This is a genomic window from Amycolatopsis heterodermiae, assembly GCF_034929455.1.
Lineage (GTDB): Bacteria > Actinomycetota > Actinomycetes > Mycobacteriales > Pseudonocardiaceae > Amycolatopsis > Amycolatopsis heterodermiae.
Map to the genome: position 1 here is coordinate 2,032,799 of NZ_JAYFSI010000001.1, position 14,401 is coordinate 2,047,199.

At 70.0% G+C, this 14,401-nt stretch carries 20 protein-coding genes and 1 tRNA gene; 10 read left to right on the forward strand and 11 right to left on the reverse strand.

Annotation, left to right across the window (positions count from 1 at the left end; genetic code table 11):
- Positions 1-26: 26 nt before the first annotated feature.
- Complete coding sequence (locus VA596_RS09930; protein WP_323325290.1) at positions 27-899, reverse strand: helix-turn-helix transcriptional regulator; 873 nt, start codon at positions 897-899, stop codon at positions 27-29.
- 58 nt (positions 900-957) lie between these two features.
- A complete protein-coding gene (locus VA596_RS09935; RefSeq protein ID WP_323325292.1) occupies positions 958-1,761 on the reverse strand; it encodes an SDR family oxidoreductase in 804 nt (267 codons plus the stop codon).
- A 347-nt stretch (positions 1,762-2,108) separates the two neighbouring features.
- Between VA596_RS09935 and VA596_RS09940 the strand changes: the two genes are divergently transcribed.
- Both VA596_RS09940 and VA596_RS09945 read left to right on the forward strand, forming a co-directional pair.
- Positions 2,109-2,276 carry a DLW-39 family protein gene (locus VA596_RS09940; RefSeq protein ID WP_086679331.1) on the forward strand — a complete coding sequence of 56 codons (168 nt, stop codon included), beginning with the start codon at positions 2,109-2,111 and terminating at the stop codon, positions 2,274-2,276.
- A gap of 32 nt (positions 2,277-2,308) precedes the next feature.
- A tRNA-Ala gene (locus tag VA596_RS09945) sits at positions 2,309-2,381 on the forward strand.
- A gap of 78 nt (positions 2,382-2,459) precedes the next feature.
- Here VA596_RS09945 and VA596_RS09950 read toward each other — a convergent pair.
- The 5 genes from VA596_RS09950 to VA596_RS09970 all read right to left on the reverse strand — a co-directional run bounded on the left by VA596_RS09950 (position 2,460) and on the right by VA596_RS09970 (position 6,851).
- Positions 2,460-3,851, reverse strand: coding sequence for an alpha/beta fold hydrolase (locus VA596_RS09950; RefSeq protein ID WP_323325296.1), 1,392 nt, complete (start codon positions 3,849-3,851; stop codon positions 2,460-2,462).
- A 53-nt stretch (positions 3,852-3,904) separates the two neighbouring features.
- The gene (locus VA596_RS09955; RefSeq protein ID WP_323325298.1) at positions 3,905-5,044 is read right to left on the reverse strand and encodes an SMP-30/gluconolactonase/LRE family protein; all 1,140 of its coding nucleotides are present in this window, start codon (positions 5,042-5,044) and stop codon (positions 3,905-3,907) included.
- A 52-nt stretch (positions 5,045-5,096) separates the two neighbouring features.
- Complete coding sequence (locus VA596_RS09960; protein WP_323325300.1) at positions 5,097-5,735, reverse strand: pyridoxine/pyridoxamine 5'-phosphate oxidase; 639 nt, start codon at positions 5,733-5,735, stop codon at positions 5,097-5,099.
- A 1-nt stretch (position 5,736) separates the two neighbouring features.
- Entirely contained in the window at positions 5,737-6,357 is a 621-nt protein-coding gene (locus VA596_RS09965) for a hypothetical protein (RefSeq protein ID WP_323325302.1), read from the reverse strand.
- Between the two features lie 83 nt (positions 6,358-6,440).
- Entirely contained in the window at positions 6,441-6,851 is a 411-nt protein-coding gene (locus VA596_RS09970) for a DoxX family protein (protein WP_323325304.1), read from the reverse strand.
- 162 nt (positions 6,852-7,013) lie between these two features.
- On the opposite strand from VA596_RS09970, the gene VA596_RS09975 reads away from it, so the two are divergent.
- Positions 7,014-7,550: a DUF2020 domain-containing protein gene (locus tag VA596_RS09975; RefSeq protein ID WP_323325305.1), complete on the forward strand. Its 537-nt coding sequence runs from the start codon at positions 7,014-7,016 to the stop codon at positions 7,548-7,550.
- A gap of 147 nt (positions 7,551-7,697) precedes the next feature.
- Positions 7,698-8,150 carry a DUF6918 family protein gene (locus VA596_RS09980; RefSeq protein ID WP_323325307.1) on the forward strand — a complete coding sequence of 151 codons (453 nt, stop codon included), beginning with the start codon at positions 7,698-7,700 and terminating at the stop codon, positions 8,148-8,150.
- Between the two features lie 62 nt (positions 8,151-8,212).
- Here the strand turns inward: VA596_RS09980 and VA596_RS09985 are convergent, their stop codons facing one another.
- The gene (locus tag VA596_RS09985) at positions 8,213-8,776 is read right to left on the reverse strand and encodes a hypothetical protein (RefSeq protein WP_323325310.1); all 564 of its coding nucleotides are present in this window, start codon (positions 8,774-8,776) and stop codon (positions 8,213-8,215) included.
- A gap of 89 nt (positions 8,777-8,865) precedes the next feature.
- Between VA596_RS09985 and VA596_RS09990 the strand changes: the two genes are divergently transcribed.
- Both VA596_RS09990 and VA596_RS09995 read left to right on the forward strand, forming a co-directional pair.
- Complete coding sequence (locus tag VA596_RS09990) at positions 8,866-9,390, forward strand: peptidylprolyl isomerase (RefSeq protein ID WP_323325311.1); 525 nt, start codon at positions 8,866-8,868, stop codon at positions 9,388-9,390.
- Positions 9,391-9,423: 33 nt separating this feature from the next.
- On the forward strand, positions 9,424-10,380 hold the full coding sequence (locus VA596_RS09995; protein ID WP_323325313.1) for a rhomboid family intramembrane serine protease: 957 nt from the start codon (positions 9,424-9,426) through the stop codon (positions 10,378-10,380).
- Here VA596_RS09995 and VA596_RS10000 read toward each other — a convergent pair.
- Together VA596_RS10000 and crgA are read right to left on the reverse strand one after the other, a co-directional pair.
- Positions 10,377-10,754, reverse strand: a complete 378-nt coding sequence (locus tag VA596_RS10000) for a PH domain-containing protein (RefSeq protein WP_323325315.1) — start codon at positions 10,752-10,754, stop codon at positions 10,377-10,379. The two genes, VA596_RS09995 and VA596_RS10000, sit on opposite strands and share 4 nt — an antisense overlap.
- A gap of 112 nt (positions 10,755-10,866) precedes the next feature.
- The gene (gene crgA, locus VA596_RS10005) at positions 10,867-11,133 is read right to left on the reverse strand and encodes a cell division protein CrgA (RefSeq protein WP_020642616.1); all 267 of its coding nucleotides are present in this window, start codon (positions 11,131-11,133) and stop codon (positions 10,867-10,869) included.
- A gap of 265 nt (positions 11,134-11,398) precedes the next feature.
- On the opposite strand from crgA, the gene VA596_RS10010 reads away from it, so the two are divergent.
- The 4 genes from VA596_RS10010 to VA596_RS10025 are packed head-to-tail and all read left to right on the forward strand — an operon-like array spanning position 11,399 to position 13,984.
- A complete protein-coding gene (locus VA596_RS10010; protein ID WP_323325319.1) occupies positions 11,399-12,391 on the forward strand; it encodes a class E sortase in 993 nt (330 codons plus the stop codon).
- Positions 12,391-12,546, forward strand: coding sequence for a hypothetical protein (locus VA596_RS10015; RefSeq protein WP_323325321.1), 156 nt, complete (start codon positions 12,391-12,393; stop codon positions 12,544-12,546). Before VA596_RS10010 ends, VA596_RS10015 begins: the two co-directional genes overlap by 1 nt.
- Positions 12,519-12,998 carry a protein-tyrosine phosphatase family protein gene (locus tag VA596_RS10020; protein WP_323325323.1) on the forward strand — a complete coding sequence of 160 codons (480 nt, stop codon included), beginning with the start codon at positions 12,519-12,521 and terminating at the stop codon, positions 12,996-12,998. Before VA596_RS10015 ends, VA596_RS10020 begins: the two co-directional genes overlap by 28 nt.
- Positions 12,995-13,984 (forward strand): LLM class flavin-dependent oxidoreductase, encoded by a 990-nt coding sequence (locus VA596_RS10025; protein ID WP_323325325.1) that lies wholly within the window; start codon positions 12,995-12,997, stop codon positions 13,982-13,984. The genes VA596_RS10020 and VA596_RS10025 overlap by 4 nt, the downstream gene beginning before the upstream one ends.
- Here the strand turns inward: VA596_RS10025 and VA596_RS10030 are convergent.
- Positions 13,953-14,345, reverse strand: a complete 393-nt coding sequence (locus VA596_RS10030) for an SCO5389 family protein (protein WP_323325327.1) — start codon at positions 14,343-14,345, stop codon at positions 13,953-13,955. The genes VA596_RS10025 and VA596_RS10030 overlap by 32 nt on opposite strands.
- Positions 14,346-14,401 lie beyond the last annotated feature (56 nt).

Sequence of the window (14,401 nt, forward strand, 5' to 3'; positions counted from 1 at the left end):
CGAGCCGGGCTTTTGCATGACCTGGGTCATTGCACCAGCTTCTCCTGGCTGGCCGCCCACGATGCCAGTAGGGCCAGACCGTCCGCGGTCGTCGTGCCAGCCGGCGCGGTGTAGATGGTCAGGAGCAAGCCGGGTTCGGTGGTCAGTTCCATTGACTCGACGTCCAGGTCGAGTTGGCCCACCACCGGGTGGTGCAGGCGCTTGCGTCCGGAACGGTGGAGCCGAACGTCCTGGGATGCCCACCGTTGCCGGAACAGTTCGCTGCGGGTTGACAACTCGCCGACCAGGGCGATCAGTTCCTCGTCGTGCGGATTGCGGCCGGCTTCCATGCGTAGTTTCGCGGCTGCGTCGCGGGCTATCTGGTCGTAGTCGACGAAGAAGGTTTTTGCCGGTTCGGGATCCAGGTACACGAACCGTGCGGTGTTCGCCGGTCGTCGTGGGTCGGCCAGTACCGGGGAATACAGGGCGCGGGCCAGGTGATTCGTGGCCAGTACGTCGTAACGGCCGTTGCAGATCCACGCCGGCGCATCGGTGATGGCGTCGAGCACCTGCTGGAGCGCCAGACGCACCGTCGCGGCGGGTCGACGGCGGCGTGGACTGCTGGGCGTCTTGGACTGCCGAGCAAGATGAAAGAGGTGGTCGCGCTCGGCCTCGTCGAGTTTCAAGGCAGAGGCCAACGCGTCGAGCACCCCGTCGGAGGCGCCGGCGAGGCTGCCGCGTTCCATCCGTACGTAGTAGTCGACCGATACCCCGGCCAGTAGAGCGACCTCTTCGCGACGCAGACCTTTGACCCGGCGGTTGCCGCCGTAGGCGGGCAGTCCGGCCTGCTCGGGCGTGATCCGCGCGCGACGGGAGCTCAGGAACTCCTTGATCTCGGTGCGAAGATCGATCTTGGTCACCTCCTCACCGTAAGCCGTCGCCGCGGGGGAAGGGAGGTTCTGCTGGTACCCCCGACGCTTAGGTACCTGTTGCGGTGGTGGCGATGCCGCCGTCGACCGGGATGATCGCGCCCGTGAGGTAGGAACTGGCCCGGCCGGCGAGGAACACGGCGATACCCGCCATGTCGTCGTCGCGGCCTAGCCGGCGCAGCGGGGCCTTCGCCGCGATCGTGTCGCCGATGGCATCGAGCGTGGACGCCATCATCTGCGACGGGAACGGTCCCGGGGCCACCGCGTTCACTGTGACGTGCTGGGGGCCCAGCTCCCTGGCCAGCACCCTGGTCAATTGATGGAGTCCGGCTTTGCTGCTGGCGTACGAATAGTTGGGCGACTCGGCGACGTGGATGGCAGCGATACTGCCGATGTTGATGATCCGCGCGGGATCATCGGCGGTGCCCGCCCTGCGAAGTGCGGGAAGCAGCGCCTGCACCAGCCAGAACGGTGATTTCAGATTGAGGTCGAGCACCGTGTCCCAGGCTTCGTTCGGGAACGTCTCCAGCGGCTCGCGCCACATCGCTCCCGCGTTGTTGACGAGGACGTCCAGACGTTCCGAGCCGGCCTTGACGAGATCAGCGAGGCGCCGGCACTCGTCGTACCTGGACAGGTCGGCGGGAATTGCTTGCACGTCGCCGAATTCGGAAAGCAGATGCTGTGCCTCCGCGCACGCGTCTGCGTTGCGCGAACTGATGACGACGCGGGCGCCCGCCTGCAGAAGGCCGCGGGCAATCATCAGCCCGATTCCCTTGGTGCCGCCAGTGACTAGTGCGTACTTCCCACTCAGATCGAAAAGGTCCGCGTGGGTGGTGAACTGATTGTCCGCCATGGGTCTTCGTCCATTCTGCCGTGGAATGCGTGTCCACGGAGATTGACAGGCGGCCTGGACGCCGGGGAGTCCCTGATGATGCAGGTACCGTGAGGGCCTCCCTCCAGCGTCACCCGGGGTACAGGTCAGCCCTGCCGGGAAGAGAAGTGCCGGCAGGGCTGAGTTGGCGGTCGACCACTCCGTATAACGGTGTTGCGGGCCTCGGTATTTCCGGGGCACTGTGACGTGGGTTACGTGCGGTGCCAGTGGTTCCACGTGGAACACCGCGCTCCGGCACCGGCCGACCTCGGGCCGGGCCGGGTGCAGTAACATCGCGGAGTAAGGGAAGCAATGAGAAGGGGGCTTCGGTGAAGAAGCTGCTGGCACTCGCGGTCATCGCGGGCGGCGTCCTGTTCGTGGTCAAGCGCAACAAGGCGGCGAAGGCCGAAGCCGACCTCTGGCGCGAGGCGACCGCTCCGGTCCCCTCGAACAACGGAACCACCCCGGCCAAGCCGGCGGGCGCTTCCCACAACTGAGTCTCCGTGCGGGCGGTCCGCCGCCCGCGCCCGGGGCTGTAGCTCAATTGGTAGAGCACCGCCTTTGCAAGGCGGGGGTCAGGGGTTCGATTCCCCTCAGCTCCACAAGAACTTCGGCTGCTCGCCCGCAGAACGGGCCGGCCGGAACGACCGGTCCGTTCTGCGAGCTGGCCGGACGGCTGCTCAGCCGAGGAACGCGATCACCGCGTCGCGGCCTGCGTGGCCGCGTTCGCGGTTCTGGATCGAGTGCGACGCTCCCGGGACCACCACCAGCTTTCCCTGCGGTGCCTGCTTGGCCTCCTCCTGCGCCCATTCCAGCGGCGTCGACAGGTCGTGGTCACCGTTCAGCAGCAGGACCGGGACGTTCGGGAGCCGTGAAGACGGGTTGGAGCCGGGACGCTCCGCCGGCCACGGCAGGCAGCTCTGGATGAAGCCCTGCTGCGTCGCCACCGCCGTCGTGTACGGCCAGGTCGCCTGGGGCGGCAGCGTGCGCGACGTCAGCGAAAGCAGCGGTTGACGCAGGGAAACCGGCGTCGCTGCCGAGCCCCACGGGAAGCGCTGGTCCGCGCACAGCGTCGCCGCGTGGAGGCCGGCGCTGAACGCCGCCGGGTCGTCGCCGCCGGACTTGTAGGCCTCCAGCAGCTGGTTCAGCTGGTCCGGGGCGCCGCCGCGGGCCGCGTGCAGCGCGCCGATGATGTCGCCCGCCGCCGGATCGCGGTAGCTGGGGTCGGCGAACTCGTACGAGACGATCGTGTCGAAGATCTTCACGCCGTCCGCCGTGCTCCGGTGGCGGACCACCCACGCGAGGTCGTCGGCCGGGTCGTAACCGCAGGCCGGCGCCGTCGCGCAGGCCAGTCGCAGCACGCGCGCCTCGGCCTGGAGCCCGGTGAGGTACAGCGAGGCCGACGCCGTCGCGTGGTGCGGGAGCACCGAGTCCAGTACGACCTTGCTGACGTTGCCCGGGTGCGCGATCGCGTACCGCGCCGCCGTGAACGAGCCGTACGAGACGCCGTCGACGACCATCTTCGGCACGTTCAGCGCCTGGCGCAGCTGGTCGAAGTCCGCGACGGTCTGGTCCGTCGAGTACAGCGGCGCGGTCCTGCCGAGGATGCGGGCGCATTCGGTGACCGCGTCCGGCGTCGGCGTCGCGATGTCCGAACTGCCCATCTGTGCCTGCAGGCCCGGGCACTGCAGCGCCAGCGACGGCCCGGTGCCGCGCTGGTCCAGCATGACGATCCGGTAGTCCTTCGCGACCTCCGGCAGCCGCTGCGTGGCGATCCGCGTGATGGTGCCGACGCCGCCCTGCCCGGGGCCGCCGGTGAGGAACAGGAGCACGCCCTTCGGCGCGGTGACGTTGTCCGCGGTCGCGATCGGCAGGCCGATCGTGCCCGGGACGCGGCCGGTGTGGTCGAGGGGAACGGTCAGGGTCGAGCAGGTGAAGCCCGGTTGGCCCGGGCACGGGTGCGAGTCCGTCAGCTTCGGTCGTCCCCCAGGACGCGTGTCGGCCGCGGCCACACCACCGAGTGCGGCGGTCAGCGCCAGGACCAGCCCGGCGGTCAGCAGTTTCGAACGCATGATCCATCATGGCCACACCGGCCCCGGCGCGGAACACCCCCGAACGGACCGTCTCAGCGGCGCACGCAGGAGATCTTCGCCAGAGCCGCCTTCCCCGGGCCGGCTTCACCCGCCGTGTTGGGGAAGTTGTCCCGGCGGCTGCCGTCGGACTGCGTGACGCACAGGCGGCCGTCCGGCAGCAGCACCGGGCTGGTCGGGAACTCGAGCGGTCCGCCGTTGCGCAGCTTCGTCGTCGCGTCGGCCGGGTTGCGGAAGTACTCGACGACGCGGCCGTCGCGCCGGGCCAGCACGATCGCGTTGCGCTCGTTCGCCGCCGTCCAGACGTTGCCCGCGCGGTCGAGGACGATTCCGTCGGCGCCTTCGAGGTACGGGTGCTGGACCTCGACGTCGTCCAGGCACAGGGTGTTCGCCGGGAACGCGGCGTCGCAGCCGGTCGCCGCGCGCGGCCGGCCGTCGCGGCCCATCGGGACGCGCCAGAGCGCGCCCCGCGCGGTGTCGGCGACCAGGAGCGTGCCGTCTGAGGTGAACGCCAGGCCGTTCGCGACGATGTGCTGCGAGCCGGCGGTGTCCGCGGCGGTCCGGCCGTTCGGGGTGATGGTCACCGAGCCCGGCGGCAGCCCGCGGACGTCCCGGCCCACGCCGCCGACGCCGTTCACCACGTTGACGTCGCTGACCAGCGGCTGCACGCGGAACATCTCGGCGGCGACGCCGTCGGTGCCCGCTCGCCACACGCGGCCCTGGCCGGTGCCGCCGTCGGAGATCCACAGCGTGCCGGCGCGGTCGAACGCCAGGCCGTTCGCGCCGGGGACGCCCCGGGTGAACACCGTCGCGGACGGCGGGTTCGCCGCGTCCGGCACGAACGACACGACGGTGTCGGCGTTCGCGACGTACAGCCGACCGTGGCGGTCGAAGGTCAGCCCGGCCGGGCTGCACGGCGCCGGGATCGTGCCGACGACCGCGGCCGGGCCGCCGGCAGCCGCGACGCGGTAGACCGGGCAGGGATCGGCGCCGCGTGCCGGTGTGTAGAGGTTCCCGCGGCCGTCGGTGGTCAGGCCTTCCAAGCCGAGCGGGGCGGTGAACACCGTCTCGAACACGGCAGGCCGCTGGGACGGCAAGACCTCGCCGGCGGAAGCCGCGGACAGCAGCCCGGCGGAGAGGGTGGCGGTGAGGGCGAGTACGACGGTTCGGCGCATCAGGGCCTCCGTTTTGTCGGATTTCCTGCCTACCCGCGCCGCCACCGGTGCGTCAAGGCCAGAGCCGCTCGCGGACCCACTCGCCGTCGGCCTTCCGGTACCGCAGCCGCACGTGGCGGCGGTCGTGGCTGGCTTGCCAGAATTCGACCTCGTCCGGGTCCACCAGGTACCGCGTCCAGGTTTCCGGGGCGACGCCGGGGTTTTCTTCGACCCAGCGCGCGGCTTCCGCGGCGGCGGTGTCGAGTTCGGCCGGGTCGCGCAGCACCTGGGACTGGTGCCCGATGAACGCCTCGACGCGCGACGCGGGCGGCCGGGCCAGGAAGTCCTCGGCCGACACCTCGGGCGCGGCGGGGGAGACCGGCCCGCGCAGCCGGACCTGACGGCCGCGGCCGGGCCAGAAGAACGTCAGCGCGGCGCGCGGATCCTTGCGCAGCTGCAGGCCTTTCGGGCTTTCCGAGCTGGTGGCGACCGCCCAGCCGCCGGGGCCGACGTCCTTGAGGATCACCACCCGCGCGTCCGGCGCGCCATCGGCGTCCACAGTGGACAGTGTGACGGCGTGTGGCGCCAGTACGTGCTCACCGGCTTCGGTCAGCCAGTCCAGGAACAGTTCCCGCGGGTCCGGCGGCGCCGTCTCCGGGGTGAACACGGGCAGTTCTTCGGGGAACGAGGGCCATCCACGCAACGCGACCATGTCAGTAACCGTACGGAGGCTGGCCCTGCGGCGGGTGGTACGGCTGCTGTTGCTGCTGCCAACCCGGCGGCGGCTGCTGCCCCTGCTGGAGCTGTTGCTGCTGCTGTTGTTGTTGCTGCCACTGCACCTGCTGGTACACCTCGGCGGGCTGCGGGAAGCAGTACAACAGCTTCGCGTTGACCGAGCCCTGCACGGCGGCACCCCAGAGCTTCGAGCCGACGAACGCGTACAGCTGCCCGGCCGAGAGGTCGACGGCGACCATCCGCGTCTCCCCGCCGAACTGGTTGCCCGACTTCGCCGTCGCGGCCTGCGCGGCGTCCGGGTACACGCGCTGGCCGATGAGCCCGGCGATGACGACCGATCCCGCCGTCCAGCCGACGGTGCCCATCACGTTCGCGCGGGCGTGCTGCGTGGCGCGGCCGGTGAAGTCGTACAGCGCGGCGGCGTTGACCTCCGGGACGGCGCAGGCGACCACGCAGTAGTTCATCGTCGTGAGCATCACCGACTCGGTGAACAACCCGACCACGGCGACCGCGGGCCCGAACTGCACGGAGTTCAGCCGGCCACCGGAGCGCTGGATGCGCTCGGCCACCGCACCGAGGTACTGCTCGGAAGTGAGCACGCCGGGGACCTCCTGCACCGAAGACGGACACCGCCCGGTCATGCTCCCATGCCGGGCGGTGCCGACGTCGGCAGGTCGGCCCGTCAAGCTGCGGTTTCCACCCTGGCGGGCGCACGGCGGAACACGCCCGCGACCGACCAGCGGCCCCGGTCGGCGAACGCGATGAGCAGGAAGCCCCAGCAGAAGAGCGCGGCCGCCTCACCGCCGTTCTCGATGGGCAGGAGACCGCCGCCCTGGTGCACGGTGAAGTAGGCGAACGCCATCGAACCGGAGCAGAGCACCGCGGCGGGCCGGGTGGCGACGCCGATCGTCACCAGCACGCCGCCGACGACCTGGATCAGCGAGGCCCACCACGACGGCCAGGCGCCGAAATCTGCCGCACGGGCCCCGAAAAGGCCGAAAAGCCGCGAAGCGCCGTGGCAGAGGAACAGGAAACCGAACACAATGCGGAAGAGGGCCATCACGTGATCACGGCCCTTGTCGAACAACGTCATTTCGTCGTCTCCCAGGCTGGCTGTCGGAAAGAAACGTGACCGCCAGGTTAGGTGACCCTAATCCACCAGGGAACACAATGTGTGATTGGTCAAATACTGTGTGGTACTTGAACTCTCGACCGCACTCACTCGTGTGACTGGACATGGTTGACTGAGCACGCTATGCGACGACGACTCGTACTTCTTGCGCCAGCCGTGGCCCTGCTGGCCGGCTGCAGCGCCACCATCGTGTCCGGGACCGCGACTCCCAGTCCGCCGTCCAAGTCCGCCGGGGCGGCCGCGGGCTCCGAGCTGCCGCCGGACCCCCAGCCCGGGGACACCGAAGACTGCCCGTACCTCGACAGCCAGTTCGTGGCCGACGCGAACGGTCAGCACGTTTCGAAGGTACGCGTGTCCGCCGACCAGCCCCATCCGGCGTGCTTCTTCTACCGCCCGGACGGCAAGGTCCAGCTGACCGTCCGGGTGTACGTCGGGGACGCGGCGGTGGCAACGGCGCTGGTCAACAAGGCGGCGCCGGTCGAGACGTCCAACCCCGCGTCCGACCCGACCGGCTGGAAGGGCGGCTACCAGTCCACCGACGACGGCGCCGTCTACGCGGTCTCGAAGGGGGCCACGGCAGTGGTCGCGACGACGAACCAGAAGCAGAGCGTGAAGGCACGCTCCGTGGTCAGGAAGGCCATCACCGCCCTGAAGCTCTAGGTAGTCGTAGCCACACGGGTGAGTGAAGTTGATCTTGTATTACCCTGTGCGTCACGCGCAGGCTTCGTGGACTCGCGCACCGCAGCCGCCGGGGAATCCCCACCCCGGGGCGGGGCACCAACTCTGCAACGACAAAGGACAAGATTCGTGGCTGACACCCTCAAGGACATCCTGCTCGACTCCAGCCGTCGCCCGGCTGTCGTGAGCGACTTCGAAGGCCTCGTGGACGCCGAGGTCTCGGACAAGGGCGGCGTTTCGGGTGCCGTCGTCAAGACCGGCTTCGCCGCGGTCAAGAAGATCAAGCCGGGCATCATCCCCTCGGCCGTCGACACGCTGCTGCCCGACTTCGTCGTGGCGCTCGAGCCGTTCTACGGCGACTACAAGGCCAAGGGCGGCAGCGACTTCGGTGCCTACCTGACCAGCCGCTCGGACGAGGCTTCCGACGCGCTGCTGAGCGTCACCGACTCGCGCGCGGAGCGCAGCAGCCGCGACAGCATCAAGAAGGTCTACGGCAAGCTGCGCCCGAACGGCAAGAAGAACGTCGAGGAGGCGCTGCCGCGCCTCGGCCAGCTGGTCGACAAGCACGCCGCTGCGGTCTGATCAGGACCTGAGCACGACTGAAGAGGCCCCCGGTGCACCCCGGGGGCCTCTTCGCGTCGTCTTCAGTTCTTCTTTTCGGCAGGCGTCGAGGACGGCGACTTGCCGTTCGCCTGCGGGCTCGGCTTCGGCGCCGGAGCCGCGGCGGGCTTCGCCGCTTCCGCCGGCTTCGGCGGAGCGGGCGGGGTGGCCTTCGGCGGCGCCGGGGCGACCGGCGGCTCCTGCTTCGAGCGCAGCACGTAGGCGGCGCCCGCGCCGACCACGACCAGCCCGAGCAGCCACGGCCAGCGACGACGGCTGCGGGTGCCCTTGGCAGCAGCCTTCGCCTCGACGACGGCCGCGGCGAAGTCCTTCTTCGCGGACTTGAAGTCCTTCTTGCCGCGACGCTTCGACTCGCCGGCCGCCTTCGCGGCCTTGATGGCGGCCTTCTTCGCCTTGCGACCAGGCTTGCGCAGCTCGGAGAGCCGGGCGAGGGCCTCCTTGCGGGCGGCCTTCGAGCTCTTCTTGAGCTCCTTGCGGGTCAGTTCCGTCTTCTTCGCGAGCTGCTTCTGCACGCGGCGGCCGGTCTTGGCTCCCTCGGAGACAAGCTTGTCGGCGGCATCGACGGCCTGGGCTGTCGCCCGGGACATGGCCTTCACCTCATCAATCGTTTTGACACTGCTCTGTTGCCCGTAACCTATCGTGCCCCTTTTCCCGCGCGCCCGCCGCAGATGGCACGATGAATCCCGTGAAAGCGACGCTGCACACCAACCAGGGTGACATCAACCTGAACCTGTTCCCCGACCACGCGCCGAAGACGGTCGCGAACTTCGTCGGTCTCGCGGAGGGCACCAAGGAGTACACCCAGCCGAACGCGGCGGGCACGAACTCCGGGCCGTTCTACGACGGTTCGATCTTCCACCGCGTCATCGACGGCTTCATGCTGCAGGGCGGCGACCCGACCGGCACCGGTCGCGGCGGCCCGGGCTACAAGTTCGGCGACGAGTTCCACCCCGAACTGCAGTTCAGCAAGCCGTACCTGCTGGCCATGGCGAACGCCGGGCCGAGCACGAACGGCTCGCAGTTCTTCATCACCGTGGCTCCGACCACCCACCTGAACTTCAAGCACACGATCTTCGGCGAGGTGGCCGACCAGGAGTCGCGCTCGGTCGTCGACGCGATCGGCCGTACGTCGACCGGGCCGGCGGACCGTCCGCTGTCCGACGTCGTCATCGAGAAGGTCACCATCGACCACGAGGGCTGAGCGTCCGGGAGTTTCGGTAGGTTGGTTCTCATCGTGAGCCAACCGCCGAACCCCGCCGCGCACCCCCAGGCCGCACAACCCGGGTGCTGGTGGCACCCGAACCGCCCGACCGGGCTGAGCTGTTCCCGGTGCGGGCGTCCGGCATGCCCGGACTGCCTGCGAGAGGCCCCGGTGGGCTTCCAGTGCACCGACTGCGTGCAGACCGGCAGCCAGCAGCAGCGCCGTCAGCAGCGCAGCTACCAGGAAGCCGGCTTCGGCCAGCGCACGGTCTTCGGCGCACGGCTGTCCCAGTCGGTGCTCGTCACCCAGGTCATCCTCGCGGTGAACGTCCTGGTCTTCCTCTTCACGGCGTTCCAGGCGAAGAGCCTCTCGGACAACGACTTCTCGAACGCCTTCCAGTACGGCGAGCTGTACGGCAGCGCGACCCTCGGCGGCGGCGAGTGGTGGCGGGTCCTGACCAGCGGTTTCCTGCACTTCGGGCCGATCCACGTCGCGGTCAACATGTTCTCGCTGTGGATGATGGGCCGCTCGCTGGAGCAGATCACCGGTCGCGGCCGTTACCTGGCGCTCTACTTCATCTCGATGCTCGGCGCGTCGGCGGCCGTGCTGCTGTTCGACGACCCGCAGAAGTCGACCGCCGGCGCTTCCGGCGCGCTGTTCGGCCTGATGGGCGCCTACGCGGTGATCGTGCTGAAGCTGCGGCTGAACCCGACCGGCCTGCTCATCACGCTCGCCCTGAACGCCTTCATCACCTTCGGCATCCCGGGCATCTCGATCTACGCGCACGTCGGCGGCCTGGTGACCGGGGCGCTGGTCACCGTCGCGCTGCTCTACGCGCCGGAGGTCAACCAGGCGCGCTGGCAGGCCATCGGGCTGGTGATCATCGTCGTCGCGATCGTCGGGCTGCTGGCCTGGAAGGACAGCCAGTTCGCGGCCCAGACCTGCGGCCTCGTCCCGTACCGCGGGGTCCAGCTCTACAACTGCACCTAGTTGCGCGCGCGCAGCGTGCTGAGGACGTCCAGGACGTCCCGCGGGTCCTCGCCGAGCTCCAGCCACCCGAAGACGTACAGCTGGTCGTCGTGCTCGATCTCGAGGGTGACGCCGTCGCGGCCCAGCCGGCGCGTGGTGCGCAGCCGGGTGCGGGTCTCGCCCCACGGCAGCTGCTGCGTGCCGCCGAGCGTCCGCGTCAGCAGGCCCTCGGCCCCGGCGGCCAGCCGGGGCCGGACGATCGTGGCGTGCGCCGAGAACGCGCCGACCGCCACGGCGGCCAGCGCGAACAGCACCAGCCCGCCGCGGTCGCCGGTCAGCGCGTCGACGACCACGCCGAGCACGAGCAACGCGGTGAGGGCCCAGGCCGATACCACAACGGCCCGACGCGGTGCCCAAGAGGTGGGGTAGTTATCCACAGGGGTTATCCACACTGGGGATGAGTCACACCGGTGTAATTCGACGTCAAGCCGCCATTGGGAGTAATAGTCAGCGCCAGCGCATCGTCATGAGCAGACCCGCGATCATCAGCGCGAACCCACCGGCGAAGTTCCAGTTGCCCAGGTCGGCCATCCAGGAGATCTTGTCCCCGGCGATATAGTTCACCAGCAGCCACACCAAGCCCAGGACCATGAACCCGAACATCGGGATCTTCCAGGCGAGGCCGGTGGGGCCTGCGGCCCGCACCTTCACCGGCGTACGCCGGTCGGCAGGCGGGGTGTAAGCGGTCTTCTTGCGGACCTTGGACTTGGGCATCGTGTGATTCCTCGCGGTGCTCTTCGGGCTCGTCAGGTGGCGCTGTCCCGCTGAGGGTGCGCAACCGGCGCCACCCGCACACGTTAACGTAAATGACCGCAGGAAAGCAGCGGCCAGGAGTGGTCGGATTTCCCGGACCGTGACAACGGCGTCACCCAGGGTTCGACGCGGCTTGAGAGGAGCTTGCGTGGCTACGCGCGAAGGACCGGATGACGACCGGCGCAGACAACCCGGACAGCGGCCTGCGCCCCAGCGCCGGGCGCCCGTGACGCCTCCTCGCGGCCAGGTGCCGCCCGGCCGGCCGCAAGGGCAGCCGCCGCGTCGTCCGCAGGGTCCACCTCCCCGGCGCTACACCAGCCCGGCCCCGCCGCCCGGCTCCGCCGAGGAGACCGTGGTGTTCGCCCCGGTCGGCAAGGGCGGCACCGCGACCAAGGAGAAACCCGCCCCGGCCCCGCTGGGCAAGGGTGGCGTCGCGATCCGGACGGCCGGCGAAATCCTCATCACGCTCGGCCTGGTCGTGCTGCTGTTCATGGTCTACGAGCTCTACGTGACCGACCTGTTCTCGGCGGGCAAGCAGTCCGAGGCGAGCGACCAGCTCGACGGCGAGTGGGCGCACGACCGCACGCTGCACCCCGAGCTGGTCGACGGCAAGGCGTTCGCCCGGATCCACATCCCGACGTTCGGCGTCGACTACAACTTCACCATCCAGGAGGGCACCGACGACGCCGCCCTGGAGGTCGGCCCCGGCCACTACAAGGGCACGTCGCTGCCCGGCGAGCCCGGCAACTTCGCCGTCGCCGGCCACCGCGTCGGCAAGGGTGCCCCGTTCAACGATCTGGACAACCTCTCATCTTGTGACCAGATCGTGATCGAGACCTCGACCGACTTCTACATCTACAAGGTCCTCCCGTACGACGACGAGATGAAGGACTGGGCCGGCGGCAAGGGCGCCGACCCGCGGTGCAAGGGCGTCTCCACCCTGCGTGACCCGAACGCCGAGGACGGCGGCGCGTACGACGAGACGTTCGGCCGCAAGGTCGTGCTGCCCAGCCAGGGCACCGCGGTGAACCCGGTCCCGTACAAGGGCGCCGACACGCTGCCGAAGGCCCAGCAGGCCGCGCTGCTCACGCTCACGACGTGCCACCCGCAGTTCTCCGCCCAGCAGCGGCTCATCATCACCTCGGTCCTCACCCAGCAGGTGCCGAAGAACCAGGTCAAGGACTACGGCGACCTGCTCTCGAAGATCGGGGAAGCCTGATGTACGGCTGGATCTGGCGGAAACTGCCGGGCCCGTTCGCAGCGAAGCTGACGCTGGCCGTCGTCCTCGCGCTCGGCGTGGTCGCCCTGCTGATGTTCATCGTGTTCCCGTGGCTCGAGCCGCGCCTGTGGTTCAACGAGGTCGCGGTCAACTGAGCTGGTACCCGGACGACCCGGTCTGGAGCGAGGTCCGGCCGGGCCTCTGGATCGGCGGGCACACCCGGTTCGACGCGACGGGCGAGGTGCCGGTGGTCGTCGCGCACGAGTTCGACGTCGTGATCAGCCTTTACCGCCGCGAAGGGCACGGTCCGCCGGACGGCGTCGAGCACCACTGCGTCCCGATCCCGGACGGACCGCTGTCCCCGGAGCAGCTCGAGCAGGTCGCGCGGTTGGCCGGGCTCGCCGCCGCGGCCGTGCGAGGGGGCCGCAAGACGCTCGTGCGCTGCCACGCCGGGTACAACCGGTCCGGCCTGGTCGTCGCGCGGACGCTCGTCGAGCTGGGGCTGGGAGTGCCGGAGGCGGTCGCGCTCATCAGGTCGCGCCATTCGCCGCGGGTGCTGCACAACGAGCTGTTCGTGCGGTACCTGGGGAACGAGCTGGCTCCGTGAGGTTCGGGATCTTCCTGGTCAGCGGCCGTTTCCCGGGCCAGGACGACGGCGACGTCCTGCGCCGGTCGGTTCGCGCCGCCGAGCTGGCCGAGGAAGCCGGCTTCGACGACGTCTGGTTCGCCGAGCACCACTTCATGCCCTACGGCGTGTGCCCGTCGGCGATCACGCTCGCCGCGCACGTGCTCGGGCGGACGTCGCGGATCGGCGTCGGGACCGCGGTCAGCGTGCTGTCGACGACGCACCCGGTGGCGCTCGCGGAGCAGTGGTCGATGCTCGACGCCGTCTCCGGCGGGCGGCTGCGGCTCGGCGTCGGGCGCGGCGGGCCGTGGCAGGACCTCGAGGTGTTCGGCACCGGCCTGGACCGCTACGAAACCGGCTTCGAAGAGAGCCTCGACGTCTTACTGCGCGCCACGACGGGCCGGGTGAGCGCGGCCGGGCGGCATTTCGGCTTCCGGGAGGTGCCGGTGGTGCCGTCGCCGGAACGGCGGCCGGACGTCGTGGTGGCGGTCGGCGGCCCGCAGTCGGACGCGGTGCGCGTGGCCGCCCGGCGGGGGTTGCCGATGTTGCTGGGCCTGCACGCGGACGACGCGGAGAAGGCGGCGACCGTCGAGGCCTACGGATCGGCCGCCGGTCACGTGTCCACAGTGTTGTGCCAGGTCGGCGACGCCGACGTCGTCCGCGCGGCGCTGCCCGGCTGGCTGAAGGACGGGCTCGGCGCGCACGTCACGGTCGACGGGCGGCCCGGCCCCGCGCGGGACCCGGGGGAGTACACCGAACGGCTGTGCGCGATTCACCCGGTCGGTGACGCTGAGCACTGCGTGCGGACGCTGGAAACGAGCCTCCGGCGCACCGGCGTCTCCCACGTGCTGATGCTCGTGGAGGCGTCCGGTACGCCGGAGGGGACTTACGCGAACATCGCGCGGATCGGCACCGAGGTGCTGCCCGCGCTGCGGGCTAGCAGTCCCGCAGCTCCGGGCTCTGGTTGAGCAGCTGCCCGCGCGGCGAGACGAACGCGCGGTAGCGGTCGCCGTCCAGCTCGGAGTTCTTGAACACGGCGACCCGGTGGCAGTTCTGGAACGCCAGCTTGACGCCGAAGTGCCGCTCCAGCCCGCCGCGGATCGCGTCCGAGGCCAGCGCCCGCAGCAGCTGCCCGCGGGCGGCTTCACTCGGCGGCGGCGTCTCGTTGTCGGCGAAGCCGTCCGCGGCGCCCTCGGCGTCGGCGATGACGCCGGTGATGACCTCCCAGGCGTAGGGCAGGGATTCCTTGACGCAGGTGACGAACTCGGCGTCGGAGACCTCCCCGCGCTCGGCCTTCTCCAGCAGCGCGGGTGACACGTCCAGGGACATCGAACCTCCAGTTTGAGCAGGGCCACCCTCTTGGCTACCGGCCGGGTGGCCCGGCC

What these genes read in the sequence shown, in the direction of transcription:
- VA596_RS09955 (WP_323325298.1), bottom strand. Translation starts at nt 5,044, where the DNA reads ATGCGCCGAACCGTCGTACTCGCCCTCACCGCCACCCTCTCCGCCGGG.
- crgA (WP_020642616.1), bottom strand. Translation starts at nt 11,133, where the DNA reads ATGCCCAAGTCCAAGGTCCGCAAGAAGACCGCTTACACCCCGCCTGCC.
- VA596_RS09990 (WP_323325311.1), top strand. Translation starts at nt 8,866, where the DNA reads ATGAATCCCGTGAAAGCGACGCTGCACACCAACCAGGGTGACATCAAC.
- VA596_RS09975 (WP_323325305.1), top strand. Translation starts at nt 7,014, where the DNA reads ATGCGACGACGACTCGTACTTCTTGCGCCAGCCGTGGCCCTGCTGGCC.
- VA596_RS09935 (WP_323325292.1), bottom strand. Translation starts at nt 1,761, where the DNA reads ATGGCGGACAATCAGTTCACCACCCACGCGGACCTTTTCGATCTGAGT.
- VA596_RS10015 (WP_323325321.1), top strand. Translation starts at nt 12,391, where the DNA reads ATGTACGGCTGGATCTGGCGGAAACTGCCGGGCCCGTTCGCAGCGAAG.
- VA596_RS09950 (WP_323325296.1), bottom strand. Translation starts at nt 3,851, where the DNA reads ATGCGTTCGAAACTGCTGACCGCCGGGCTGGTCCTGGCGCTGACCGCC.
- VA596_RS09960 (WP_323325300.1), bottom strand. Translation starts at nt 5,735, where the DNA reads ATGGTCGCGTTGCGTGGATGGCCCTCGTTCCCCGAAGAACTGCCCGTG.
- VA596_RS10030 (WP_323325327.1), bottom strand. Translation starts at nt 14,345, where the DNA reads ATGTCCCTGGACGTGTCACCCGCGCTGCTGGAGAAGGCCGAGCGCGGG.
- VA596_RS09985 (WP_323325310.1), bottom strand. Translation starts at nt 8,776, where the DNA reads ATGTCCCGGGCGACAGCCCAGGCCGTCGATGCCGCCGACAAGCTTGTC.
- VA596_RS09970 (WP_323325304.1), bottom strand. Translation starts at nt 6,851, where the DNA reads ATGACGTTGTTCGACAAGGGCCGTGATCACGTGATGGCCCTCTTCCGC.